21 protein-coding genes are annotated in these 24979 nt (G+C 72.7%); 13 read left to right on the forward strand and 8 right to left on the reverse strand.

The genetic code is table 11. The annotated features are described in order from the left end of the window. Positions 1-11 precede the first annotated feature (11 nt). Positions 12-467: a gamma-glutamylcyclotransferase gene (locus ABZT18_RS07705; protein WP_354995449.1), complete on the forward strand. Its 456-nt coding sequence runs from the start codon at positions 12-14 to the stop codon at positions 465-467. A 75-nt stretch (positions 468-542) separates the two neighbouring features. On the opposite strand, the gene ABZT18_RS07710 is transcribed toward ABZT18_RS07705, so the two are convergent. The 4 genes from ABZT18_RS07710 to ABZT18_RS07725 form a co-directional block, all read right to left on the reverse strand. Next, positions 543-1499, reverse strand: coding sequence for a GNAT family N-acetyltransferase (locus tag ABZT18_RS07710; RefSeq protein WP_354995450.1), 957 nt, complete (start codon positions 1497-1499; stop codon positions 543-545). A gap of 61 nt (positions 1500-1560) precedes the next feature. Then, entirely contained in the window at positions 1561-2295 is a 735-nt protein-coding gene (locus ABZT18_RS07715) for a hypothetical protein (protein WP_354995451.1), read from the reverse strand. Between the two features lie 104 nt (positions 2296-2399). Beyond that, a complete protein-coding gene (locus ABZT18_RS07720; RefSeq protein ID WP_354995452.1) occupies positions 2400-3383 on the reverse strand; it encodes a hypothetical protein in 984 nt (327 codons plus the stop codon). A 4-nt stretch (positions 3384-3387) separates the two neighbouring features. Next, entirely contained in the window at positions 3388-4020 is a 633-nt protein-coding gene (locus ABZT18_RS07725) for an MBL fold metallo-hydrolase (protein ID WP_354995453.1), read from the reverse strand. Between the two features lie 93 nt (positions 4021-4113). Between ABZT18_RS07725 and ABZT18_RS07730 the strand changes: the two genes are divergently transcribed. Beyond that, positions 4114-5118, forward strand: coding sequence for a DUF4349 domain-containing protein (locus ABZT18_RS07730; RefSeq protein WP_354995454.1), 1005 nt, complete (start codon positions 4114-4116; stop codon positions 5116-5118). Here the strand turns inward: ABZT18_RS07730 and ABZT18_RS07735 are convergent. Beyond that, entirely contained in the window at positions 5075-6334 is a 1260-nt protein-coding gene (locus ABZT18_RS07735) for an amidohydrolase (RefSeq protein ID WP_354995455.1), read from the reverse strand. The genes ABZT18_RS07730 and ABZT18_RS07735 overlap by 44 nt on opposite strands. Positions 6335-6815: 481 nt before the next feature. Beyond that, the gene (locus ABZT18_RS07740; RefSeq protein WP_354995456.1) at positions 6816-8399 is read right to left on the reverse strand and encodes a methylmalonyl-CoA mutase family protein; all 1584 of its coding nucleotides are present in this window, start codon (positions 8397-8399) and stop codon (positions 6816-6818) included. Positions 8400-8605: 206 nt separating this feature from the next. Here ABZT18_RS07740 and ABZT18_RS07745 point away from each other — a divergent pair, with 206 nt between their 5' ends. Both ABZT18_RS07745 and ABZT18_RS07750 read left to right on the forward strand, forming a co-directional pair. Continuing rightward, a complete protein-coding gene (locus tag ABZT18_RS07745; protein ID WP_354995457.1) occupies positions 8606-10666 on the forward strand; it encodes a protein kinase in 2061 nt (686 codons plus the stop codon). A 48-nt stretch (positions 10667-10714) separates the two neighbouring features. Continuing rightward, on the forward strand, positions 10715-12394 hold the full coding sequence (locus ABZT18_RS07750) for a phospho-sugar mutase (protein ID WP_354995458.1): 1680 nt from the start codon (positions 10715-10717) through the stop codon (positions 12392-12394). A gap of 24 nt (positions 12395-12418) precedes the next feature. On the opposite strand, the gene ABZT18_RS07755 is transcribed toward ABZT18_RS07750, so the two are convergent. Both ABZT18_RS07755 and upp read right to left on the reverse strand, forming a co-directional pair. Continuing rightward, the gene (locus ABZT18_RS07755) at positions 12419-13096 is read right to left on the reverse strand and encodes a GPP34 family phosphoprotein (RefSeq protein ID WP_354995459.1); all 678 of its coding nucleotides are present in this window, start codon (positions 13094-13096) and stop codon (positions 12419-12421) included. Positions 13097-13169: 73 nt separating this feature from the next. Beyond that, positions 13170-13802, reverse strand: a complete 633-nt coding sequence (gene upp, locus ABZT18_RS07760) for a uracil phosphoribosyltransferase (protein ID WP_354995460.1) — start codon at positions 13800-13802, stop codon at positions 13170-13172. A 135-nt stretch (positions 13803-13937) separates the two neighbouring features. Here upp and deoC point away from each other — a divergent pair, with 135 nt between their 5' ends. From deoC to cydC, 9 genes are all read left to right on the forward strand, one after another. Next, positions 13938-14897, forward strand: a complete 960-nt coding sequence (gene deoC, locus ABZT18_RS07765) for a deoxyribose-phosphate aldolase (protein WP_354995461.1) — start codon at positions 13938-13940, stop codon at positions 14895-14897. 6 nt (positions 14898-14903) lie between these two features. Next, positions 14904-16334, forward strand: a complete 1431-nt coding sequence (locus ABZT18_RS07770; protein ID WP_354995462.1) for an aldehyde dehydrogenase family protein — start codon at positions 14904-14906, stop codon at positions 16332-16334. Next, the gene (locus ABZT18_RS07775; protein ID WP_354995463.1) at positions 16327-17151 is read left to right on the forward strand and encodes an aldehyde dehydrogenase family protein; all 825 of its coding nucleotides are present in this window, start codon (positions 16327-16329) and stop codon (positions 17149-17151) included. Before ABZT18_RS07770 ends, ABZT18_RS07775 begins: the two co-directional genes overlap by 8 nt. 363 nt (positions 17152-17514) lie before the next feature. Next, positions 17515-17985: a BlaI/MecI/CopY family transcriptional regulator gene (locus tag ABZT18_RS07780; protein WP_354995464.1), complete on the forward strand. Its 471-nt coding sequence runs from the start codon at positions 17515-17517 to the stop codon at positions 17983-17985. A gap of 8 nt (positions 17986-17993) precedes the next feature. Beyond that, the gene (locus ABZT18_RS07785) at positions 17994-18899 is read left to right on the forward strand and encodes a M56 family metallopeptidase (protein WP_354995465.1); all 906 of its coding nucleotides are present in this window, start codon (positions 17994-17996) and stop codon (positions 18897-18899) included. 268 nt (positions 18900-19167) lie between these two features. Further along, on the forward strand, positions 19168-20418 hold the full coding sequence (locus ABZT18_RS07790) for a cytochrome ubiquinol oxidase subunit I (protein ID WP_354995466.1): 1251 nt from the start codon (positions 19168-19170) through the stop codon (positions 20416-20418). Between the two features lie 10 nt (positions 20419-20428). Next, the gene (locus tag ABZT18_RS07795; protein ID WP_354995467.1) at positions 20429-21436 is read left to right on the forward strand and encodes a cytochrome d ubiquinol oxidase subunit II; all 1008 of its coding nucleotides are present in this window, start codon (positions 20429-20431) and stop codon (positions 21434-21436) included. After that, positions 21433-23109, forward strand: coding sequence for a thiol reductant ABC exporter subunit CydD (gene cydD, locus ABZT18_RS07800; protein WP_354995468.1), 1677 nt, complete (start codon positions 21433-21435; stop codon positions 23107-23109). Before ABZT18_RS07795 ends, cydD begins: the two co-directional genes overlap by 4 nt. Then, on the forward strand, positions 23106-24911 hold the full coding sequence (gene cydC / locus ABZT18_RS07805) for a thiol reductant ABC exporter subunit CydC (protein WP_355250784.1): 1806 nt from the start codon (positions 23106-23108) through the stop codon (positions 24909-24911). The genes cydD and cydC overlap by 4 nt, the downstream gene beginning before the upstream one ends. Positions 24912-24979: the final 68 nt, after the last annotated feature.

Here is a 24979-nt window from a genome sequence, read left to right on the forward strand (position 1 = left end):
TCGTCATCGCCGTGCGTCATCACGCCGCCTACGGCTCAAATCTCGACCCTGCCCGGATGCGCGCCTACTGTCCGCATTCGCCGATGGTGGGCACCGGCTGGCTGGAGGGCTGGCGGCTGACGTTCGCCGGGGCGGACGTGATCGGCTGGGAGGGCGCGGTGAGCACCCTGGTCGAGTCTCCCGGTGACCGGGTCTTCGTGGCGCTCTACGACATCCACCCGTACGACGCGGACCAGCTCGACGAGCTCGAGGGCGTGACCGCCGGGACGTACCGCAAGCTGCACGTCCGGGTCTCCACCCTCGACGGCGACGTGACCGCGTGGATCTACGTCTTCAACGGGTACGAGGGTGGCCTGCCGACCTCGTGGTACCTCTCGGAGATCGCGACCGCCGCCGAGAAGGCGGGCGCTCCGGACGACTACGTCACCGAGCTGCGGGGCCGCCCCACCGGCACCGCGTCGGCGTAGCAGCGCGTATCGCACGTCTGCAGTCTGCTACCGCCGTCGACCGGACCGGCGGTCGGGCCCGGCCGGGGTCGTCAATCACACACCGGCGGCCGGGACGGAAAGTTCGTACATGTCGGTCCACCGGGTCTCCCGCAGGCCCACGGACCGGTAGAGCGACAGCGGGGCGGTCGGGTTGGTGAGGTCGACGCCCAGGCCGGCCGAGAGCCGCCCCTTCTCGGCGTAGCGGGCGAAGGCGCGGCGCAGCAGTGCCGCACCCACACCCCGTCGGCGGTACGCGGACAGCACCGCCAGGTTCTTCACGAAGCCCTCCTGCTGGTCGAGCGCCTGATCCGAGGACTGCAACGCGCCGGCGGGCACCCCGTCCACCTCGGCGACGAACCACTCGTCCCAGGCGGTCAGGTCGCCGATGCGGGCCCGCCACCGCTCGTACGACAGCGGCTCGTGGTCCGGGGTGTCACCGAAGGCGACCTCGTAGATCCGGTGGAACTCCCGCAGGTCGGCCTCGTCGTCCGGGCGGACCGGCCGCACCGTGACACCGGGCGGCCCAGCGGGCTCGTCGGGCAGGTCGGCCAGCGGGCGGCTCATCCGGACGTACCGCTTGGCCAGGGTGAACCCGACGGCGCGCAGGGCGCGGTCCCAGTCGCGTTCCGGCGCGAAGACCGCGCAGCGGACGGTGAGCGCCGGCAGCCCTCGCTCGGCGGCGCGCTCGGCGACCCGGTCCAGTTGTCGGTCCAACAACGGCGCCCGGACGGCGGCGTGTTCCGGGTCGACGTAGACCTCCACGAACTCCCGGCCCACCCCGGTCGGGTTGTCCACCGTCGCCCAGCCGACCACGGTGCCATCCGGGTCGACCGCCAGCCAGGAGTCCCGGGTCGGGTCGAAGTATGGCGCGGTCAGCGACGTCGCGACGTCCTCGGCGTCGAAGTCGGGATGGCCGATGGCGAAGGTGTCGGCGGCGTGCACCACCGCGAGGATCGCCGGCACGTCGTCGAGGGTGGGCCTGCGCGTTGTCCAACCAGCGGGAAGAGTCACGGCAGAAGATCCTGGCAGCCGGCCGCCGCAGGCGCCGCCCATTTTCGACGGCCGAGACCGCTCAGGCGAGGTCGGCCCGGGTGCGGTGCAGCAACTCCACCAGCTCGGCGCCGTCGGCGGGGCCGAGGGCCGTGAACGCCGGCGCGGCCAGACGGTTGGTCACCGCCTCCGCCCAGAGCCGCCGCCGCACCAACGGCCCGATCGGCGGGTACGGCGGTGGCCAGCCGCAGGCCACCGCCCCGGCCTCCCCCTCCGGCCCGGACAGCACGGCCTCCAACGGGGTCATCCCGGCGGCGCGTACCGCCAACAGGTAGGCGCCGGTGAAGTGTTCGCGGAGCAGCCGCAGCCCGGCGGCGCTCCGGGCCCCCGGGGAGAGCTCCGGCAACGGCATCGCACGCCACGCGGCGAAGAGCGGCATCCCGCTGGCGTCCGCCGCCACCACCGCCCGTTCGACGAGCGCCGCCAGGCGCTCGGTGGTGGGCAGGGCGCCGAGCCGCTGCGATCCCCATCGGCAGCACTCGGCGAGGCTGGCGGCGGCCACCTCGAACGGCGGGACGATCCGGGTTGCGGCGTCCCAACCGTCGGCGACCGCGTCCGGGGCGATGAAGCCGAGGGCGGCGGCGGCCGTCTCGGCCCGCACATCGCCGAGCGCGCCGGCCCGGCCACTGATGTAGAAGGCCCAGCCGGAGATGCCGAGCAGCCGGGCCCGGCGCAACGTGGTCGGGTCCCGACTGAACGCGTCACCCAGGTCGAGCACGACGGGCTTGCTGGCGGCGGCGACCTGCTCCGGCGTCATTCGAGCGCCACCCGCAGGCAACCCGACCCGTCGACCACGACGACGCCCCGGTCCGGGGTCACCCGCCGTGGACGGCCCACACACTCGACGTCGTCCATCGATGGTCAGTCTGCCGCGCCACCGCCCGTGTCCGCATCCCCCTCTTCGGCCGCCAGCGCCTCGACTGCCGCCTCGACCTCACCGGCGCGCCGCCGAGCCACCGTGACCGCACGCTCGGCGGCGCGCCGAGCGAGCTTGGCCCGACTGAGATCCTGCTCGGCGACCGCCCGCCGCCGCTCCAGCTCGGCCAGCTCAGCCTCGATCCCGTCGAGTACGGCCACACCGTCCCGCTCCTGCCCGGTCGCCTCGGTCAGCTCGGCCTCGGCGCGCTCCTGGCCAGCCTGGGCCTTGGTCAGCTCCCGCTCCAACGCACGGCGCCGCCGGGCCCGCTCGGCGCGGGCCGCTCGTTGCGCGGTCCGCTCGGCCTGCTCGGCGCGTTCCGCCGCCCGGTCCGTACGGGGGGCCGCCTCGGGACGTCCTCGCTGGGCGCCGGGTCGGCCGGTCGGACGTTCCTCCTCCGGCTCCTCGTCATTGCCGGTGACCAGCCGCAGCTGTGGCCGGGGCACCTCGCCGAAGCCGGCGTAGCTGGTCGCCCGGAGCAGGCGGCCCGCCCGGACCTGCTCGGCGACCTCGACGTCGGAGAACGCCGCGTTCAGGGTCGCCTCCACCTCGGCCAGTGGCAGCCGACCGGCCGGCGGCGCTTCCGGCTCCGCCGCGGCGAGCTTGCGGACCTCGGCGACCAGGGCCGCGACCACCGCGCGGCGCTGCGCGGACAGCTCCCGCAGCCGGGGCCCGCGCAGCTCCCGCTGGGCGGCCCGCAACGCATCGGCGAGCTGGACCAGGTCGGCGACCAGCTCAGGACGGCGGATGGCGAGCAGGTTCACCAGCCAGGCGGCCACCGTCGGCCGACGCAACCGGGCCAGCTGCCGGGCAGTGGTCGGGTCGCCGCCACGGCGAGCCTCGGCCACGGCGGCGTCCCGGGCGGCCACGAAGCGGTCCGGTGGGGTGCGGTAGAGCTGCTGCACCAGCTCCGTTGAGGGGCCGGGCATGGTGTCAGACGTCCACCCGGCTACCGGGCTCCAGTCGCTGGTATTCGGTGCCGGACAACGCGGCGTACTGCCGGTCGAGCACGCCCAACCCGTTGTCGTTGAGCAGGGCGTCGTGCAGGGCGTACGCGCGCCTCGGTGCGACCGCCCGAATGAAGTCGACGACCTCGGAGAACTTCGACCAGGGTGCGTGGATCGGCGCGAAGAGCGTGTCGACGGGTGTCTCGTCGGGCACCACCAGGGCGTCCCCGGGGTGGTAGACCACGTCGTTGATCAGGTAACCGAGGTTGTCCACCACCGGGATGTCCGGGTGGATCACCGCATGCTGCCCCCCGTACGCGCGGACGGCGACCCCGGCGGCGGTGAACGACTCACCGACGGTGACCGGGCGCAACACCTCGGCCGCGTCACCCAGGGCACCGGCGAGCGAGGCCGGCCCGTGGATCGGGAACGGCTGCCGGTCGAGCTGCAGGCGCACCGCCGCCACGTCCAGGTGGTCGGGGTGTTCGTGGGTGATCAGCACCGCGTCCGCACCGTCCAAGGCCACCGCAGGGTCGCTGAACACCCCGGGGTCGACGACGAGCACTCCCCCGTCGTGTTCCACCCGGAGGCAGGAGTGGCCGTACTTGGTGAGCCGCATCGTGACTCCTCGATTATCGAATCGTGACGTCCTCAGCGCAGTCTGCCGGAACCAGCCGACGCGCGCGCCGCGTCCGAGCTATCGCCACACCGGATGACGACGATGGGAGCGGGGATGGACGAACGGGCGGTACGACGCCGCGGCACACTGCTGGCGGCAACAGCATTGGTGGCCGCGCTGGTCTTGACGGGGTGCGGGGCCGGCGACAGCGGGTCGAGGGACTCGGCGGCCGACGCCCCCGCGGCGAACGGCGGCGGTGCGGACAGGGACAGCGCGGTGGGAGCACCCGAGGCGGCCGGAGCCGGGGCACCGCAGGAGGGCAAGGCCGGGGCACCGCAGGGTGGTGGAGCCGCAGCACCGGACCTGCGGATCGACCAGCGGGCGATCATCTACACCGGATCGATGCGGGTGCAGGTGGACGATGTGGACGCCGCCGCCCGCGAGGTGACCGCCCTGGTCACCCGGTCCGGTGGCTTCATCGGCGGTGACCAGCGGCGCAGTGCCGAGGCCGACGCGGTGGCGGAGTTGCAGCTGCGGGTGCCGGCGGCGAAGTTCACCGGCGTGGTGGACGAGGTCGCGAAGCTCGGCCGGCAGCAGAGCCGGGAGATCAACACCCAGGACGCCACAGAGGAGATCGTCGACCTCGATGCGCGCATCGTCAGTCAGCGGGCCAGGGTGGAGAGTGCCCGGCGGCTCCTGTCCCGTGCCACCTCGATCGCCGACCTCGTGTCGTTGGAGAACGAGCTGGGTCGCCGCGAGGCCGATCTGGCATCGCTGGAGGCCAAGAAGCGGCGGCTGGCCGACCTGACCGCCCTCTCCACGATCACCGTGTCGCTCGCTGGGCCGGCGGCGAAGATCGCCTCCGACGACACGACCGAGACCGGCTTCATGGCCGGGCTGACCGGCAGCTGGAAGGCGTTCGTCGCCTCGTTGACCGTCCTGCTCACGGTGCTGGGGGCGTTGCTGCCCTGGCTGGTGGCGTTCGGCGTACCGGTGGCGGTGCTGCTGCTGGTGCTGCGCCGGCGGCGCAAGACCCCGGCCCTGGTCGCCCCGGTCAGCGCACCGACGCCAGTGCCCGCAGCGCGGTCTGCACCATGACGCGTACGCCGGCCGGGATGGCCCGCTCGTCCACGTCGAAGCTTGCGCGGTGCAGGTCGACGTTGGGGCCGGAGCGACCCACGCCGAGCCGGGCGAGGGCGCCGGGGACGTACTCCAGGTACCAGGAGAAGTCCTCGCCGCCCATGCTCTGCGGTGTCTCAGCGATTCCTTCCGGGCCGAGCGCGGCAGCGGTGGCGGCGGTCAGCACCTGGATGGCTCGGGAGTCGTTGCACACCGGCGGCCGGCCGCGCAGATATTCCAGGTCGACGGTGGCGCCGGTCGGGGCGATCACATCCCGGACGACCTGAGCGACGATCTTGGGAGCTTTCTCCCAGGTGTCGCGGTCCATCACCCGCAGGGTGCCCGAGGCGGTCGCCTCGGAGGGGATGACGTTGTAGCGGGTGCCGGCCGAGGCGTGGCCGAAGACCAGCAGCAGGCCGCTGTTGGCCGGCACCCGGCGGCTGACCAGGGAGGGCACCTCGGTGATCAGCCGGCCGAGCGCGTCGACCAGGTCGACGGTCAGGTGCGGACGGGCGGTGTGCCCGCCCGGGCCGGAGAGCCGGACGGTGACGTTGTCGGCGGCCGCCGTGATCGGGCCGACCCGCAGGCCGACCTGGCCGACCGGCAGGTTCGGGTCGCAGTGCAGCGCGAAGATCTGCACCACGTCGTCCAGGCCGCCTGCCTCGATGACCTCGAGCGAGCCGCAGGGCAGGATCTCCTCGGCCGGCTGGAAGATGAGCCGGACCCGACCATCCAGCTCGCCGAGGTCGGCGAGCTGGGCCAGCAGCATGCCGACGCCGAGCAGGATCGAGGTGTGTACGTCGTGCCCGCAAGCGTGGCAGACGCCCTCCACGGTTGACCGGTAGGGCACGTCCTTGGAGTCGGCGAGCGGCAGGGCGTCGATGTCGGCGCGCAGCGCGACCACGGGGCCGTCCGGCCTGCCGTTGACGTCACAGATCACGCCGTTGCCCTTGGGCAGTAGGCGCGGGTTCAGCCCGGCCAACGAGAGTTCCCGGGCGATCAGTGCGGCCGTCTCGAACTCGTTGCCCGAGAGCTCAGGGTGCGAGTGGAGGTGACGGCGCGTGGCGATCAGCCCCGGTACCCGGAGCGCGAGGAGGTGGTCCAGATCGCGGGGCAGGGGCTGGGACCCGGGTGGCGTCTCCAGCCAGGACGACGCCAGCTGGCCATCTGTGGGCAGCGTCAACGCACTCGTCACGTCGAATTCTCGATTACTAGAGATGGATGGATCATCGGGGACAGCAGACAGCCTAGACCTCCGGCGGTGACGCTGCGCAACCTCGTTACGGTAATGATCAGACCGCGAAGCGTCACGTATGCCCTGCTGGGGGCGCTCGGAGATGTGTGGGACAGCAGGTAGATCGCGGTCGAAGGCCGTCATCCGCCCCTCACCTCCTACAACGCGTAACCGATTGCGGCGGTCACGAATCCCGGCGCCACTAGCGGGCCCTTGTTGCGAATTGTCGCATTAGTCGGGGTGATGAACTGACACTCCGACAATTAGCCGACCGCACTCCGCAACGAGCCGGATAACGACGCTCACATGCACCCGCCCACCACGGGCGCACACCGTGTGCGTCCGCATACAACGCCGGGTTACCCGCCATGCCCCAGGGACACACCGCGCGCCCGCGCTCGCCTGCCCCCAGGAGAAGCGCGGCCCGGTGCCGGCCGGTGACTCAGAAGCGATCGGTGGGCCGGTACAGCCCCCACACCTCGCGCAGCGTCCCGCAGACCTCACCCACGGTGGCCCGGGCCCGCAGCGCCTCCTTCATCGGGTACAGCACGTTGTCCGTGCCGTCGGCAGCCGCCCGCAGGTCGGCGAGTGCCCGCGCCACCGCGTCGGCGTCCCGCTCGGAGCGCAGCCGCGCCAGCCGGTCGGCCTGGGCCGCCTCGATCGTCGGGTCGACGCGCAGCGGCTCGTACGGCTCCTCCTCGTCCACGGTGAACCGGTTGAGCCCGACCACCACCCGCTCACCCGAGTCGATCTCCTGGGCGATCCGGTACGCGGACTGCTCGATCTCCCGCTTCTGGAACCCGGCCTCGATGGCGTCCACCGCCGAGCCGTGGTCGGCCACCCGCTCCATCAACTCGACGGCGGCGGCCTCGATCTCGGCGGTCATCGCCTCCACCACGTAGGAGCCGGCGAACGGGTCGACCGTGGCGGTGAGGTCCGTCTCGTACGCCAGCACCTGCTGCGTCCGCAGCGCGAGCCGGGCCGCCTTCTCGGTGGGCAGCGCGATCGCCTCGTCGAAGCTGTTGGTGTGCAGCGACTGCGTGCCGCCGAGCACCGCGCCCAACCCCTGCACGGCCACCCGGACCAGGTTCACCTCCGGCTGCTGGGCGGTGAGCTGCACGCCTGCGGTCTGGGTGTGGAAACGCAGCATCATCGACTTCGGATCCTTGGCGCCGAATTCGTCGCGCATGAGCCGGGCCCAGATCCGCCGGGCGGCGCGGAACTTCGCCACCTCCTCCAGCAGCGTGGTGCGGGCCACGAAGAAGAACGACAGCCGGGGCGCGAAGTCGTCCACGGCGAGCCCGGCGGCCAGCGCCGCCCGCACGTACTCCACGCCGTTCGCCAGGGTGAACGCGATCTCCTGCGTGGGCGTCGCGCCGGCCTCCGCCATGTGGTAGCCGGAGATGGAGATCGTGTTCCACTTCGGCACCTCCTTGCGGCAGTACGCGAACGTGTCGGCCACCAGGCGCAGCGACGGCTTCGGGGGGAAGATGTACGTCCCCCGGGCGATGTACTCCTTGAGGATGTCGTTCTGGATCGTGCCGTTGAGCGCCGCGCCGGGCACCCCGTTCTCCTCGGCGACGAGCTGGTAGAGCAGCAGCAGCACCGAGCCGGGAGCGTTGATGGTCATCGAGGTGGAGACCTTGTCCAGCGGAATGTCGGCGAAGAGCAGCCGCATGTCCTCGATGGAGTCGATGGCGACGCCCACCTTGCCGACCTCACCGTGCGCGATCGGCTCGTCGGAGTCGTAGCCCATCTGGGTCGGCAGGTCGAAGGCGACCGAGAGGCCCATCGTGCCGGCCCGCAACAACTGGTGGTACCGCGCGTTGGACTCGGTGGCGGTGCCGAAGCCGGCGTACTGGCGCATGGTCCACGGGCGGGAGGTGTACATCGTGGGGTAGACCCCACGGGCGTACGGGAACTCCCCTGGGCCGCCCAGCCGGGAGTCCAGGTCCTCCGGAAGGTCGTCCGCCGTGTAGACGCCGTTGATCGGGAAACCGGACTCGCTTGACCGCCGTTCGTTCATCCCCGGATGGTAAGTCGCCTGGCCACGTCGTCGGGTGAGGGATACCGCACAGTGCGTCCCGACCGGTCGACAAGAGGTGAACGACAGGGCACGTTCCGTCGACTTCGATAAACGTCCGTCGCGTCGGCTTTCGCATCGGGCGTCGGAACCAGCAAGATAGGGGGGTTGTGTCCCAGCCCCCCTCGATTTCCCCCGGTGGCTTTTCTGTGACTCAGATCCCGACGTGGAGCGGCGGACCAGTTAGTCCCGCCAACGGACGAGCGGCGCCCGGCACCACCATTGGTGGCCGGTACTCGCTGCGGTCCTCGGTGGGCAACGGCGGCATGGGCACGGTGTGGCGCGCCACAGACACCCTGCTGCGCCGCGATGTGGCGGTGAAGGAGGTCGTCCTGCCTCCGGGGCTGGCCCCCAGCGACCGTGACGCGATGTACGAACGCACCCTGCGCGAGGCCCGCGCCGCCGCCGCCATCCAGCACCCCGCCGTGGTGCAGGTGTACGACGTGGTCACCGAGGCTGGCCGGCCGTGGATCGTGATGGAGCTGCTGGACGCCCGCAGCCTCGCCGACATGGTGATCGAGGACGGGCCGGTCGCGCCCCGCGCCGTCGCCAAGATCGGCATCGCGCTGCTCGGCGCGTTGGAGGTCGCGCACGCGATCGGCGTGCTGCACCGCGACGTCAAGCCCGCCAACGTGCTGATCTGCACCGACGGGCGCTGCGTGCTGACCGACTTCGGGGTCGCCCGGATGCCCACCGACGTGCAGCTCACCACCCCCGGCATGGTGCTCGGCTCGCCGCACTTCATCTCGCCCGAGCGGGCCATGGGCCAGGAGTTCGGCCCGCCGAGCGACCTCTTCTCGCTGGGCGTGACGCTCTACACCGCGGTCGAGGGCCGCCCCCCGTTCGACAAGGGCGACCCGATCGAGACCATGCACGCCGTGGTCGAGGACCCGCCCGCCCCGCCGCAGCGCAGCGGCCCGCTGACCCGCGTGCTGATGGGTCTGCTGGAGAAGGACCCGGCGCGCCGGCTGGACGTGCACACCTCCCGGGCCATGCTGCGCGAGCTGCTCGCCGGCCCGCTCGGCAGCACCGCGACGGCTGTGCACTCGATCACCGACCCGTACGCCGTGGTGCCTGTGCAGCAACGCCCGGTGCCCGTCCTCCCGCCGGCCCAGCCCGAGCCGAAGCCGGACAGCCAGATCGGTGGCCCGGCGATGATCGGCCCGGGTGAGTCCCTGACCGACCGGCTGGCCGCGCTACGCCGAGGCGAACGCCCGCAACCAGCTGGCACGGCCGGCGCCACCGGGCTCGACGAGACCAGCGCCGACGCGTTGGCCGGCCCTCTGCACACACCCACCGGCGCGATGCCCGCACCCGGCCGACCGGCCGCCGGGCGCACCTACGGCGGCAACGCGGACGCCACCCAGCGGGTGGACGCCGGCGGGCACCCGGACGCCACCCAGCGGGTCAGCTACGGCAGTCCGGCCGATGCCACCCAGCAGGTCGGCTACGGTGGCGCACCGGATGCCACCCAGCGGATCGGCGGCACCTACGGCGGGGGCAACCAGTGGTCGGTGCCGGGCACCGGTCAGCCCTGGGCCGCCTCGCCCGCTGCTCCGGGAGGCGGCGCTCTGGGCAAGGTCCGCGCCACCGGGGGTCAGCTCGTCAGCACGGTCAAGGGCTGGCCACGCAAGGTGCAGCTCGCCGCAGCCGGCGGGCTGGTCGTGGTGCTGCTCCTCACCGTGGTGGCGCTGTCCGGCGGCGACGACCCCGGGCCGAGCACCCCGCAGGCGCAGCCCACCCCGTCCGCCCCGGCAGCTCCCACGGTCGAGATGCAGGAGCACGTGGCCCGAGGGATCCAGGTCATGGTGCCGAAGGGCTGGAAGAAGGCCACCGGCGGCTCGTACACCGACTACATCGACCCGGAGGACAGCGGCCGCAAGGTCCGCATCATCACCGAGAAGTGGTCCAGCAGCTCCACCCGGTGGGCGGAGACGGCCGAGAACGGTCTCAAGACCAGGAGCACCTCCTGCGTCAAGCCGTACAGCCAGATCTCCTCCACCGAGACCGAGCTGGCCAGCAAGCCGGCCGCCGAATTCGAGTACACCTGCGGCGAGGGTGACGCCATGCGGCACGGCGTCTGGCGTGGCGTGGCGCAGGACGGCAAGGCGTACTCGTTCTACCTCACCGCCACGGACACCAAGTTCGCCGAGAGCAAGTCGATCTTCGACGAGATGGTGCGGACGTTCCAGCTCACCGGAGACGGCTGAGCCGGAGGGAACCGACAGCGGTGATCCGTCGCCGTGCTATCAAGAGGCATGGCGGCGGACACCACTGACATCGACGACATTCGCGAGCAAGCCCGGCGCTGGCTGGCCGACGACCCCGACCCGGCCAGCCGGGACGAGCTGACGGCAGTGCTCGACGGGCTGCCGGGGAGCGCACCGGAGCTGGCGGACCGGTTCGCGGGCCCGCTGACCTTCGGCACCGCGGGCCTGCGCGGCCCGCTACGCGCCGGCCCGAACGGAATGAACCTCGCCGTGGTCACCCAGGCCGCTGCCGGCCTGGTCGGCTGGCTAGCGGCCCAGGGCGGCACCGGCCCCCTGGTGATCGGGTACGACGCTCGGCACGGCTCCCGACAGTTCGCCGAACGCACCGCCCAGGTGGCCACCGGGGCCGGTCGGCCGGCGCTACTGCTGCCCCGCCCGCTGCCCACCCCGGTGCTGGCGTACGCGGTGCGCCACCTCGGCGCGGTCGCCGGGGTGATGGTCACGGCCAGCCACAACCCGCCACAGGACAACGGCTACAAGGTCTACCTCGGCGCGGAGCTGGGCGGTGAGCTGGGCGTCGGCGCGCAGATCGTGCCGCCCGCCGACGCCGGTATCGAGGCGGCCATCCGGTCGGTCGGCCCGCTGACCCAGGTGCCGCTGGGCCAACCCGGGCAGGTGCTCGGCGACGACCTGGCCGCCTCGTACGTCGAACGGGCCACCGCGGTGATCGACCCGGACGGGCCACGGGACCTGACGGTGGCGTACACCCCGCTGCACGGGGTGGGCGCGGCGGTGCTCACCGCCGCCTTCGCCCGCGCTGGTTTCCCGGTCCCCGGTGTGGTGCCCGACCAGGCCGAGCCGGACCCGGAGTTTCCCACCGTGTCGTTTCCCAACCCGGAGGAGCCCGGCGCGGTGAACCGGCTGATCGCCCTGGCCGACTCCACCGGCGCGGACCTCGCCATCGCCAACGACCCGGACGCCGACCGTTGCGCGGTGGTCGTCCGGGACAGCGTGGGCGACGGCGGGCAGAGCTGGCGGATGCTGCGCGGAGACGAGGTGGGCGTGCTGCTCGCCGACCACCTGATGCGCCGCGGGGTGACCGGGCTCTACGCCACCACCATCGTGTCGTCGTCGCTGCTGCGGGCGATGTGCGCGGCCCGGGGCCTGCCGTACGACGAGACGCTGACCGGCTTCAAGTGGATCGTGCGGGCCGGCGGCGGGAGCACCCCGCTGGTCTTCGGCTACGAGGAGGCGCTCGGCTACTGCGTCGCCCCGGAGCACGTCCGGGACAAGGACGGCATCACCGCCGCGCTGACCGTGGCCGAATTGGCGGCCGGGCTCAAGACGCAGGGCCGCACGTTGACCGATCGGCTGGACGAGTTGGCCTCCGAGTTCGGCGTGCACCACACCGACCAGCTCTCCGTCCGGGTGGACGACCTACGGGTGATCGCCGACGGGATGGCCCGGATCCGGGCGGTCACCCCGACCACCCTGCTCGGGCACCCGGTCGACAGCGTCCGGGACCTGCTGCCGGAGGCGGACGTGGTGATCCTGCGTACCGGGGTGGCCCGGGTGGTGATCCGCCCATCCGGGACCGAGCCGAAGCTCAAGGCGTACCTGGAAGTGGTGGAGCCGGTGCCCGACGGCGATGTCGCCGCCGCCCGCGCCCGTGCCAGCGCGGCGATCGCGCAGCTCCGCACGGAGATCGCCGCCGCCCTCGGGTTGTAGCCCGAGGGGCGGCGGCGCCGGGGATCAGCGGCGGGGGCCGAGCGCCTGGTCGACGGCCCGGCCCAGGGCGGCGACGACCAGGCCGACGGAGGGACGGACCACCGAGTCGTCCGCGCTCACCTCGCCGGAGAAACCGGCGCCGGTGGCGATCGCCTCCAGCCGGCGGCGAGCGTCGGCAGCGGTCTCGCCGCTCACCCCGAGCGCGGACTCCATCCGCAGCACCACGACCAGGGTGGCAAGCGCGGCGGTCCGCTCGTCGGGCGCGGCCGCGCCGGTCAGGGCCTCGGCCAGCCGCTGCCGGGTCTCCGCCTCGACGGAGGTGTCCACCACCGGGTAACGGTGTACGTGGATGAAGCCCAGCTCGGTCTCGTCGACGTCGCGGACCACGCCCTGGCTGCACAGGTCACCGAGGATCCGGTCGCGCAGGCCGTGCCGCAGGCGCTGCACCCAGGAGGCCGGGGTGTGCGGAGTGTCGGCCGCGATCCGGCCGAGCACCTCATCGGCGACCGGCTCGCCGGTAGGCGTCGGGTCGACCACCGTCAGGGACCCGTCGGCGTACGCGATCCGGCCGGCCAGGGCCAGCTCGACCAGCACCGCGGCAGCCATGCCGAGGTCCAGGCTGATCCGCGGCATGGTCGCCTTGCCGGTCGTGTCGTCGTAGGCGAGGAGCAACAACTCCTCGGCGAGCGCAACACCAGTCATGGCCGGAAACGGTAGCGGGTCCGCGCACCACCGCGCGCGGACCCGCCGGACCCGGCACCGACCGGGTAACGCCTCAGAAGCGGGGCATGCCACCGAACTGACGGTCACCGGCGTCGCCGAGCCCGGGGACGATGAACATGTGCTCGTTGAGCCCCTCGTCGATCGAGGCCGTGACCAGGCGCAACGGCAGGCCGGAGCGCTCCAGCCGCTCGATGCCGACCGGCGCGGCGAGGACGCAGAGCACGGTGATGTCGGTGCAGCCGCGGTCGGCCAGCAGCCGGCAGCAGTGCTCCAGCGAGCCACCGGTGGCCAGCATCGGGTCGAGCACCAGCACCGGCAGCCCGGCCAGGTCGCGGGGCAGCGACTCCATGTACGCGCGCGGCTCGTAGCTCGCCTCGTCGCGGGCCAGGCCCACGAAACCCATCGACGACTCGGGCAGCAGGCCGAGGGCGGCGTCCGCCATGCCGAGGCCGGCGCGAAGCACCGGCACCAGCAGCGGCGGGTTGGCCAGCCGGGTGCCCTCCGTGCCGGTGACCGGCGTCTGCACCGGGTACCGCTCGACGGGGAAGGTGCGCGCCGCCTCGTACACCAGCATGGTGGTCAGTTCGTGCAGCGCGGCCCGGAACGTCGAGGAATCGGTGCGCGCGTCCCGCATGGCAGTCAACCTGGACTGGGCCAGCGGATGGTCAATGACGTGTACGTCCACGATCGCTCAACCTACCGGTCCGTTCGGCACGGTGGTGCGGGTGCGGTCGGACCAGCGACGCCGCTCACGTCAGCGTGACCCACCGACCGGTCGTGAGCAAGATCACTCGACGCTCTGGTGCGTAGACTTCGGGGCATGACGGCGACAACGACGTCGGCCCGGTCGGAGCTCTCCGAGCTGGGACGATCCGAAACCGCTCTGCGGACCTTCCTGCACGGCCTGCCCGGTGTGGACCAGGTCGGCGCGGAGCAGCGGGCGGCACAGCTCGGCACCCGCTCCATCAAGACCACCGCCAAGGCCCAGGCGATCGACCTGGCGATCCGGATGGTCGACCTGACCACCCTGGAAGGGGCGGACACCCCGGGCAAGGTGCGCGCGCTCGCCGCGAAGGCGCTGCGCCCGGACCCGGCCGACCCGTCCTGTCCGCACGTCGGCGCGGTCTGCGTCTACCCGGCCATGGTCCCGTACGTCGCCGAGGTGCTGCGCGGATCCGGTGTCCACCTGGCCAGCGTGGCGACGGCGTTCCCGTCGGGTCAGGCCCCCTTGGAGATCAAGCTCGCCGACACCCGGGCCGCCGTCGCGGCCGGCGCCGACGAGATCGACATGGTGATCAACCGGGGTGCGTTCCTGGCCGGGCGGTACCAGGAGGTCTACGACGAGATCGTGGCCACCAAGGAAGCCTCCGGGGACGCCCACCTCAAGGTGATCCTGGAGACCGGCGAGCTGGCCACCTACGACAACGTGCGGCGGGCCTCCTGGCTGGCCATGCTGGCCGGCGGCGACTTCATCAAGACCTCCACCGGTAAGGTCCCGGTCGCGGCGACGCTGCCGGTGACCCTGGTGATGCTGGAGGCGGTCCGCGACTTCCGCGAGGCCACCGGGCGGCAGGTCGGCGTGAAGCCGGCCGGCGGCATCAAGAACACCAAGGACGCGATCAAGTACCTGGTGATGGTCAACGAGACCGTCGGCCCGGACTGGCTCGACCCGGACTGGTTCCGCTTCGGCGCGTCCAGCCTGCTCAACGACCTGCTGATGCAGCGCACCAAGCTGACGACCGGCACCTACTCCGGTCCCGACTACTTCACCCTGGACTGATAGCCGATGTTCGAATACGCCCCCGCCCCCGAGTCCCGCTCGGTGGTGGACCTGAAGCCCTCGTACGGGCTGTTCATCGACGGTAAGTTCGTCGATCCGACCGACGGTGGCAGCTTCAAGTCGATCAATCCCGCCTCCGAGGAGGTGCTGGCCGATATCGCCGAGGCCGGCGCGCCGGACGTCGAGCGTGCGGTGCGCGCCGCCCGGAAGGCGTACGACAAGGTCTGGGGTCCGATGCCGGGCCGGGACCGAGCGAAGTACCTGTTCCGGATCGCCCGGCTCATCCAGGAGCGCTCCCGCGAGCTGGCCGTCCTGGAATCGCTCGACAACGGCAAGCCGATCAAGGAATCCCGCGACGTCGACCTGCCGCTGGTCGCCGCCTACTTCTTCTACTACGCCGGGTGGGCCGACAAGCTGGGTCACGCCGGCTTCGGATCGAACCCGCAGCCGATCGGTGTGGCCGCGCAGGTCATCCCGTGGAACTTCCCGCTGCTCATGCTGGCCTGGAAGATCGCCCCTGCCCTCGCGGCCGGCAACACCGTGGTGCTGAAGCCCGCCGAGACCACCTCGCTGACCGCGCTGCTCTTCGCCGAGATCTGCCAGCAGGCCGACCTGCCGGCCGGCGTCGTCAACATCGTCACCGGCGCCGGCGACACCGGCCGGACGCTGGTCGAGCACCCCGGCGTGGACAAGGTCGCCTTCACCGGCTCCACCGACGTCGGCCGGGCCATCGCCCGATCCGTCGCCGGGACCCGCAAGAAGCTCACCCTGGAGCTGGGCGGCAAGGCCGCCAACATCGTCTTCGACGACGCACCCATCGACCAGGCCGTCGAGGGCATCGTCAACGGCATCTTCTTCAACCAGGGGCACGTCTGCTGCGCCGGCTCCCGACTGCTGGTCCAGGAGAACGTCGCCGACCGGGTCCTGGAGTCGCTGAAGCGGCGGATGGCCCAACTCCGGGTCGGCGACCCACTGGACAAGAACACCGACGTCGGCGCGATCAACTCCGCCGCCCAGCTGGAGCGGATCCGCGAACTGTCCGACGCCGGCTCGGCCGAGGGCGCCGAGCGCTGGTCGCCCCCCTGCGAGCTGCCCGACCGCGGCTTCTGGTTCGCGCCCACCATCTTCACCGGGGTCACCCAGGCACACCGGATCGCCCGCGAGGAGATCTTCGGCCCGGTGCTGTCGGTGCTCACCTTCCGCACCCCGGCCGAGGCCGTCGAGAAGGCCAACAACACGCCGTACGGGCTGTCGGCGGGGATCTGGACCGACAAGGGTTCCCGGATCCTGTGGATGGCCGACCGGCTGCGCGCCGGCGTCGTCTGGGCCAACACGTTCAACAAGTTCGACCCCACCTCACCGTTCGGTGGCTACAAGGAGTCGGGCTACGGTCGCGAGGGCGGCCGGCACGGGCTGGAGGGCTACCTCAATGTCTGAGCGGGTCGCGGTACGCAAGACGTACAAGCTCTTCATCGGCGGGAAGTTCCCGCGCAGCGAGTCGGGACGGTCGTATCTCGTGCAGTCCTCGAATGTGTCACTGGCCTCCCGCAAGGACGCCCGGGACGCGGTGGTCGCCGCCCGCGCCGCCGTGAAGGGCTGGGCCGGCGCGACCGCGTACAACCGGGGTCAGATCCTCTACCGGGCCGCCGAGATGCTGGAGGGCCGCCGCGAGCAGTTCGTCGCCCTGGGCGTACCCGGCGACGAGGTGGACGCCGCGGTGGACCGCTGGGTCTGGTACGCCGGCTGGGCCGACAAGCTCTCCCAGGTGTACGGCGGCGCCAACCCGGTCGCCGGCCCGTACTTCAACATCTCCGCTCCCGAACCGACCGGCGTGGTCGCGGTGGTCGCCCCCGAGCGTCCGGCGCTGCTGGGCCTGGTCAGCGTCATCGCGCCGGCGATCGTCACCGGTAACACGGTGGTGGTGGCGGCATCCCCGACCGATCCGCTGGCGGCGGTGACGCTGGCCGAGGTGCTGGCCACCTCCGACCTGCCCGGCGGGGTGGTCAACATCCTCACCGGCGCGATCACCGAGACCGCGCCGACGTTGGCCGCGCACATGGACGTCAACGCGATCGACCTGACCGGGGTCACCGACGCCTCGCTCGCCACCGACCTGGAGGTCAAGGCGGCGGAGAACCTCAAGCGGGTGCTCCGGCCGGCGCTGGCCGAGCAGGACTGGGCCGCCGACCCGGGGCTCGCCCGGATGACCGCCCTGCTGGAGACGAAGACTGTGTGGCATCCCAAGGGGGTGTGAGCTGTCGGTCCCGGCCTTGGGGTTTTCCGGGGGAGCCCGCCCACTCCGGGCGGTCAGGCTTGATCCCTGCGTGGGCGGGCTCCCCCGGAAAACCTGACGTGGGCCGGGCCCGTCGGGAAGGTCAGCTCACGGGTGCTGCCTCGGGGTGGTTGCCGGCCAGCGGTGTCTGGGTGGGGAACGGCCTTCCGGATGGGCTGCTGCACCCCGCTCCGCTTCAAGATCGCACTACTTCCTTGATGTAGTGGCCTCCCGGGCGCTTCGAGGCCACTACATCACTGTTCTTGTGCGGATCTTGGTCGTGCGGGCCGAATGGGGTGGGAGCGCGGGAGTGAGGGGGTCTACTACCGGGGGTAGGATTGGTCCGTGACTCGGTTGGGCGATCTTGAGCGTGCGGTGATGGACGTGTTGTGGGACGTGGTCCCCGGCACGTCGGACGGTGTGACCGTGCGCGAGGTGGCCGACGCGCTCGACGGCCGCGAACTGGCGTACACCACGGTGATGACCGTGCTGGACCGGCTCGCCGGCAAGGGCATGGTCCAGCGGGAACGGGAGGGCCGGGCCTGGCGGTACCGGCCAGCGGCCAGCCGCGAGGCGCACATCGCCCAACTCATGCTCGACGCCCTCGACCTGGGTGGCAGCCGGGACGCCGCACTGGTGCGGTTCGCCCGCTCGGTGACCGGCACCGAAGCCGAGGTGCTGCGCGCGGCACTGGGGAGCGAGGCCGGGCTGGCCGGGCCGGGTTCCACCGGCGGCGACACGGGCGGGGCCGAGCTGACCGACCGGGTGGACGGGCCGGCGGGCCGCCGAGCGGCCGACGAGACAGCGGAGCGGTAGGACGCGCCATGGCGTACGCCGTGCACTTCGCCGCCACCATGGCGGCCTGCTATCTGACCGCTCAGGTGCTGGCCCGTTCCACCTGGACGTGGCGCAGCCCCCGGGTGGCGATCATCTGCTGGCAGGCCGTCGGGTTGGCGCTGGGCCTCTCCGCGATGGGCCTGCCGATGGCGCTCGGGTTGAGCGCGTACGACCTGCCCACCGGGAGCGCCCTGCTCGCCCTGACCACCGACCTCGCCCACGGCACCCTTCCGGTCGGGGAGACCGCCTTCCACCTGGCCGGTGTGGGAGTGGGGTTCGGCATCGGCGCGGTGCTGGTCACCACGACGGTGCGCAGCATCCACGGCACCGTACGCGCCCAGCGCCGGCACCGGGACCTGCTCACGCTGGTCGCCCGGGACGACCCGGCCGCGCCCGGCGCGCTGGTGCTGGATCATCCGAGCGCCGCCGCGTACTGCCTGCCGGGGGTTCGGCCGCAGGTGGTGGTCAGCGCCGGCACGCTCAGTCTGCTGGATCGGGCCGAGCTGGCCGCGGTGCTCAGCCACGAGCGGGCGCACGCCCACGAGCGGCACGACCTGGTGCTGCTGCCGTTCACGGCCCTCTGCCGCGCGTTGCCATGGTTCGGCTGGGTCCGCGACGCCCACGAGCGGGTCGCCCTGCTGGTCGAGATGCGCGCCGACGACAAGGCTCGCGAGTTGCACGCCGATGCCCCGCTGGCGGGAGCGCTTCGTCGATTCGCCGCCGCCGGTCACCGGATCACCCCGGCGGGCGCGCTGGGCATGGGCGATCGGGACCTTGACGTACGCGTGCAGCGCCTGCTGGTCAGCGACCGGCCGCCCCGGGTGCTCGGTGCCACCGCCCTCGCGGTCGCCACCACGCTGGTCGCCCTCCCGGTCACCCTCTTCCTGAGCTGACCCACACCCCCACGCACTCCCTCACACCTCGCGAGTCCGCGCCGCCCCACACCACCGCGCACCACGCGGCCCTGGGTCCGATCGCGCACCCCAAGATCGCGCTCGATCCAGGATCGAGTGGCATCTCGTGGCCCACGAGGCCACTACATCCAGGATCGAGCGCGATCTCCAGGAAACGGAGCTGCTACGCGTCGTCGTGGTCGGACATGTAGGCAAGCTACGTGTAGGGTGGCTACGACAAGGGAGCCAACGCTACGGAGAGCCGGCCATGGACACGCTGCTCCTCGCCCGCCTGCAGTTCGCCACCACCACCTCGATCCACTTTCTGTTCGTGGTCGTCACGCTCGGGCTGGTGACCCTGCTGGTCGGGATGCAGACCGCCTGGGTGCTCACCGGCAACCCGAGGTGGGAGCGGCTCACCCGATACTGGGGCCAGCTCTACGTGATCAACTACGTGCTCGGCATCGCCACCGGCATCGTGATGGAGTTCCAGTTCGGGCTGAACTGGAGTGGCCTGTCGCGCTACGTCGGCAACGTCTTCGGCGCGCCCCTGGCCATCGAGACGCTTGTGGCGTTCTTCCTGGAGTCCACGTTCCTCGGGATGTGGATCTTCGGCTGGCACCGGCTCCGCAAGGGTGTCCACCTCGCGTTGCTCTGGGGTGTGGCGCTCACCGCGTACGCCTCGGCGTTCTGGATCATGGTGGCCAACTCCTGGCTGCAGCACCCGGTCGGGTACGAGGTACGCGACGGGATCGCCCACCTCACCGACTTCGGCGCGCTGCTCACCAATCCCAGCCTCGGCATGGCGTTCGGGCATGTGGTCTCGGCCTCGTTGCTGGTCGGCGGGATGCTGATGGCGGCCGTCAGCGCCTGGCACCTGATCCGGCGTACCCCCGACTTCGCGCTCTTCCGCACGTCGCTGCGGATCGGCGTGGTCACCTCGGCGCTGGCGATCACATTGGTGCAGAGCTTCGGTTTCGCCCAGTTCGGTCCGGTCGGCGAGGTGCAGCCGACCAAGTTCGGCCAGGGTCCCGAGGCGCAGGCGTTGATCGCCGAGTGGACCGCCCGGTTCGGCCCCGGTGACTACACGCCACCGGTGCTGGCCAGCGTCGGGCTGGGCTTCATGATCCTGATCGGCTTCACCCTCGGCTGCGTCTGGTTCCTGCTCCCCCTGCTCTTCCGGGACTGGATCATCCGACTGCGTTTCCCGCTCTGGCTGGTCCTGCTCGCCCTACCGCTGCCGTTCGTCGCGGTGATCCTCGGCTGGATCTCCCGGGAGGTCGGCCGCCAGCCCTGGGTGGCGTACGGGCTGCTCCCCACCGAGCAGGCGGTCTCCCCGGTCGGCGCGCCCATGATGCTCGCCTCGTTGATCGGCTTCAGCCTGCTGCTGGGCACCCTCGCCGTCACCAACTGGGTGCTGCTCGCCCGGCACGCGGCACGTGGCGCGACCGACCCGGCGCTCGGCCGCCCACCGACGCCACCCAACGAGCCGGCCCACCCCGAACCCGCCCTCGTCTGAGGAGAGACCCGTGGTCCTCGCCTGGTACGGCCTGCTCGGCCTCTTCTTCGCCAGCTACCTGGTGCTCGCCGGCTACGACTACGGCGTCGGGCTGTTGCTCGCCCGGGGCGGCGGCGCGGCCGGGCGGCGGGAGACGCTCACCGCGCTCGGCCCGTTCTTCCTCGGCAACGAGGTCTGGCTGGTGGCCGCCATGGGCATCCTCTTCGGCGCGTTCCCGGTGCTGGAGGGCGAGCTGCTCTCCGGCTGCTATCCGGCTGTCGCCGGCGCCCTGGTCGGGGTCATCCTGGTCACCGTCGGGGTGCAACTGCGCAGTCGACCCACCGACGAGCGGATCCGCGCGCGCTGGGACCGCGTCGTGGTCATCGGCAGCGCCCTCGCCGCACTGGGCTGGGGTGTGCTGCTCGCCGCGCTGCTGCAGGGCGTGCCCCGCCAGGCCGACGGGCACGTCGCCGGGGTGTCGCACCTGGCCACCCCGTTCGCCGCCGCCGCCGGGCTGGCCATGGTCGCCCTGGTCGCCGTGCACGGTGCGACCTTCCTCACCCTGCGACTGTCGGCCGACGCCGCCGCCGTGGTCGGCCGTACAGCCCGCCGACTGGTGCCGGTGGCGCTCACCGCGGTCGCCCTGGCCAGCGTCGTGGGTCTGCTCTCCGCCCGGGTACGCGACGCTGTCCAGCGGCCGGCGGTGGCCGTACTCCTGCCGGTGGTGCTGGTGGTGGCGCTGCTGGCGGCCCGCGCGGCGCTGGCACGGCGTCGGCCGGGGTGGGCTCTGGTCGCCACCGGCGCGGCCCTGGCGCTGCCGGTGGTGCTGGTCGGCACGGCCCTCTGGCCCTACGTGCTGGTGTCCACGACCGACCCGGGCGCCTCGCTGACGGTGGCCGACGCCGCCGCGAGCACACCGACGCTGCGGCTGCTCGGCTGGGTGGCGCTGCCCCTGCTGCCGGCCCTACTAGGCTTCCAGGCGATGAGCTGGTGGGTTTTCCGGGGACGGACCGACGGCAGGGCACCGGTGTACTGGTGAACCGCCGTCCGTTCGACCCGCGTCTGCTGCGCCGGGTCCCCGAGGCCCGGCGCGATCTTGCCGTGCTCGCGCTTCTGGGTGTGCTCGCCGCCGGGTTGATCGTCGCGCAGGCCACCGCGTTGGCGACGGTGTTGGCCACCGCCTTCGACGGGCGGCTGAACCGGCCGGCCCTGGCGGGTTTCATTGTCGCCGTCGCCGCCCGTTCGGCGTTGGTGTGGGCGCAGGGCACGGTCTCCGCGCGGGTCGCCGCCACCGTCAAGGCCAGACTGCGGGCCGACCTGTTCGCCGCGGTGGGCCGACACGGGCCGGGCTGGGTTGCCGGGCAGCGGGCCGGCCAGCTCGCCACCCTGAGCGGACGCGGGCTGGACGCGCTGGACGCCTACTTCACCGGGTATCTGCCACAGCTGGTGCTCAGCGTGACGGTTCCCGTGGCGGTGCTGGCCCGGGTCGTCTTCGCCGACTGGAGTTCGGCGCTGATCATCGCGCTGACCCTGCCGCTGATCCCGGTCTTCGGCGCGCTGCTCGGGTGGCAGGCGCAGGCCGCCACCGAACGGCAGTGGCGGCGGCTCTCCCTGCTCGGCGGGCACTTCCTGGACATGGTCGCCGGGCTGCCCACGCTGCGCGTGTTCGGGCGAGCCCGGGCACAGACCGACGTGGTCCGCCGGATGGCCGACGGACACCGCGTCGCCACCATGAAGACGCTGCGGATCGCGTTCCTCTCCGCGCTGGTGCTGGAACTGGTCGCCACCCTCTCGGTGGCGCTGGTCGCGGTGCCGGTCGGCATCCGGTTGCTCGGCGGCGGGCTGGCCCTGCAGACCGCGCTGCTGGTGCTGCTGCTCACCCCCGAGGCGTACCTGCCGTTGCGGGCCGCCGGCAGCCGCTTCCACGCCAGCATGGAAGGGCTCGCCGCGCTGGACGAGGCACTGACCATCTCGGCCGCGCCCGCCGCACCCCAGGCCGCCGAGGGTGCCGCCACCCCGGACGCGCGGCGCGAGATCCGGTTCGAGTCGGTGACCGTGGCGTACGAGCGGACCACCGCGCTGCGCGACGTGACCCTGACCATCCGGCCCGGCGAACGGATCGCCATCATCGGGCCCAGCGGGGCCGGCAAGAGCACCCTGCTCGGCCTGCTGCTCGGCTTCGTGACCCCGACCAGCGGCCGGGTCACCGTGGACGGGGTCGACCTCGCCACCGTCGACCCGGACGCCTGGCGCCGGCAGCTCGCCTGGGTGCCACAGCGGGCGCACCTCTTCGCCGCCTCGCTGACCGACAACATTCAGCTCGGCGCACCGGACACCCCGCCCGACGCGCTCGCCGCCGCAGTGCACGACGCCGCCCTGGACGACGTGGTGGCCGGCCTGCCGGACGGTCTGGACACCCTGCTCGGCGAACGCGGGCACGGGCTGTCCAGCGGGCAGCGGCAGCGGGTCGCGCTGGCCCGGGCATTTCTGCGGGCCGCACCGGTGGTGCTGCTCGACGAACCCACCGCCCGGCTGGACACTGCGGCCGAGGCGGTGGTGCTCGACGCCACCCGCCGTCTGGTCGCCGGGCGGACCGCGCTGCTGGTCGCGCACCGACCCGCGCTGCTCGCCGATGCCGACCGGATCCTGCGGATCGAGGACGGTCGGGTCACCGAGCTGACGCCCGAGCCGACCGGAAAGGCGGCCCGATGAGCGCGGCACACGGGCCCGGCCTGGTAGACGCGGAACCGGTCGTCGACGCGGCACCGGCCGGGCGGGCCGCCGCCGAGCGGGCCGTGCTGCGGCTGGCCCGGCCGTACCTGAGTCGTCTGGTCGGTGCCGGGCTGCTCGCCGCCACCACCGAGTTCGCCGGGCTCGCCCTGATGGCCACCGCCACCTGGCTGTTGATGAGCGCCGCCGGCCAGCCTCCACTGGACCGGCTCACCGTGGCGATCGTCGCGGTCCGGGCGCTGGCGATCAGCCGGGGCGTGTTCCGCTACACCGAACGGCTCGCCGGGCACGACGCGGTGCTCCGCATGATCACCGACGTCCGGGCTCGGGTGTTCGCCACCCTCGCGGCCCGCCGCAGCGTCGTGCACCGCTCGGGGGACGTGCTGAGCCGGTTGGTCTCCGACGTCGAGGCGGTCCAGGACCTGCTGCTGCGGGTGCTGGTCCCGGGCTCGGCGGCAGCCCTCGTCGGTGTGCTGGCGGTCGCCGTGGCGGCGCTGATCTCACTGCCGGCCGCCGGTGCGCTCGCCGTCGGGCTGCTGGTCGCCGGGGTGGCGCTGCCCGCGCTGGCCACCGCGGTCACGCGCCGCAGCGCGGCCGAGGTGGCCCCACTGCGCGGCGCACTGGCCACCGACGCGATCGACCTCACCCACGGTGCCGCCGACCTGGCCGCGTTCGGGGCGACCGACGTGGCGCTACGCGCCGCCGAGCAGCGAGCCCGCCGGCTGGCCCGACTGGAACGTCGGCTGGCCGCCACCGGCTTCGCGGTGGACGCGGCCGGGGTTCTGACCGCCGGGTTGACCGCCGCCGCCGTGGTGCTGGCCGCGCTGGCCGCCGACGTGCCGGGGGTGCTGGTGGGCGTCCTCGCCGTCGGCGCACTGGCCGCCGTCGAGGTCACACTGACGCTGGTCACGGCAGCCCGGCAGTGGACGCAACTGCGGCCCGGCCTGGCCCGGGTGGCCGCCCTGCTCGATGCCGACACGCCGACTCCCGCGCCCATGGGTGGTCTGACGGATCTGACCGGCCCGCACGAGCTGCGCTTCGTCGACGTGACCGTGCGGTACCGGGCCGGCGCGGCGCCCGCCCTGGACGGCGTCAGCCTGGACCTGCCGCCCGGACGGAGGATCGCGGTGGTCGGCCCGAGCGGCGCCGGCAAGAGCACCCTGGCCGCCGTGCTGACCGGCACCGTCCGGCCGGCGTCCGGCCAGGTCACCCTGGACGGTCAAGACCTGTCGGCGTACGCCGAGGAGGCGCTGCCCCGCGCGGTCGGCGGGCTGCTGGCCGAGGCGTACGTCTTCCATGCCACGGTGCGGGAGAACCTGCTGCTCGGGCGGGCCGATGCGGGCGAGGATGAGCTGACCGCGGCGACCGCCGCCGCTGGCCTGCTGGAGTGGGTACGCGCCCAGCCGGCAGGCTGGGACACGCTGGTCGGCGAGGAGGGCGGGCAGCTCTCCGGCGGCCAGCGGCAACGGCTCGCGCTCGCCCGGGCCCTGCTCGCCGCGCCGGCGGTGCTGGTGCTCGACGAGCCCACCGAAGGGCTGGACCCGGCCGCCGCGGACGCGGTCCTCGCGTCCGCGCTCGCCGCCACCCCCGCCGGGCACTCGGTGCTGCTGATCAGCCATCGACTCAGCGGGTTGGCCGAGCTGGACGAGATCGTCGTTCTCGACGGCGGCCGGGTGATCCAGCGCGGTCGACACGCAGAGCTGGTCGCCGCCGACGGCTGGTACCGGGACCAGTGGTTGCTCCAGGCTGCGGCCGAACGCGGTTACCTGGCGCTCGCCCCCTGACCGGACTCCGGGGCGGACCAGGGTTCTCCCGGACGTCGGCGCCCTCGGCTCCGTGGCAGGGTGGTCCC

It is taken from the genome of Micromonospora sp. NPDC005291 (assembly GCF_040607415.1).
Classification (GTDB): Bacteria; Actinomycetota; Actinomycetes; order Mycobacteriales; family Micromonosporaceae; genus Micromonospora.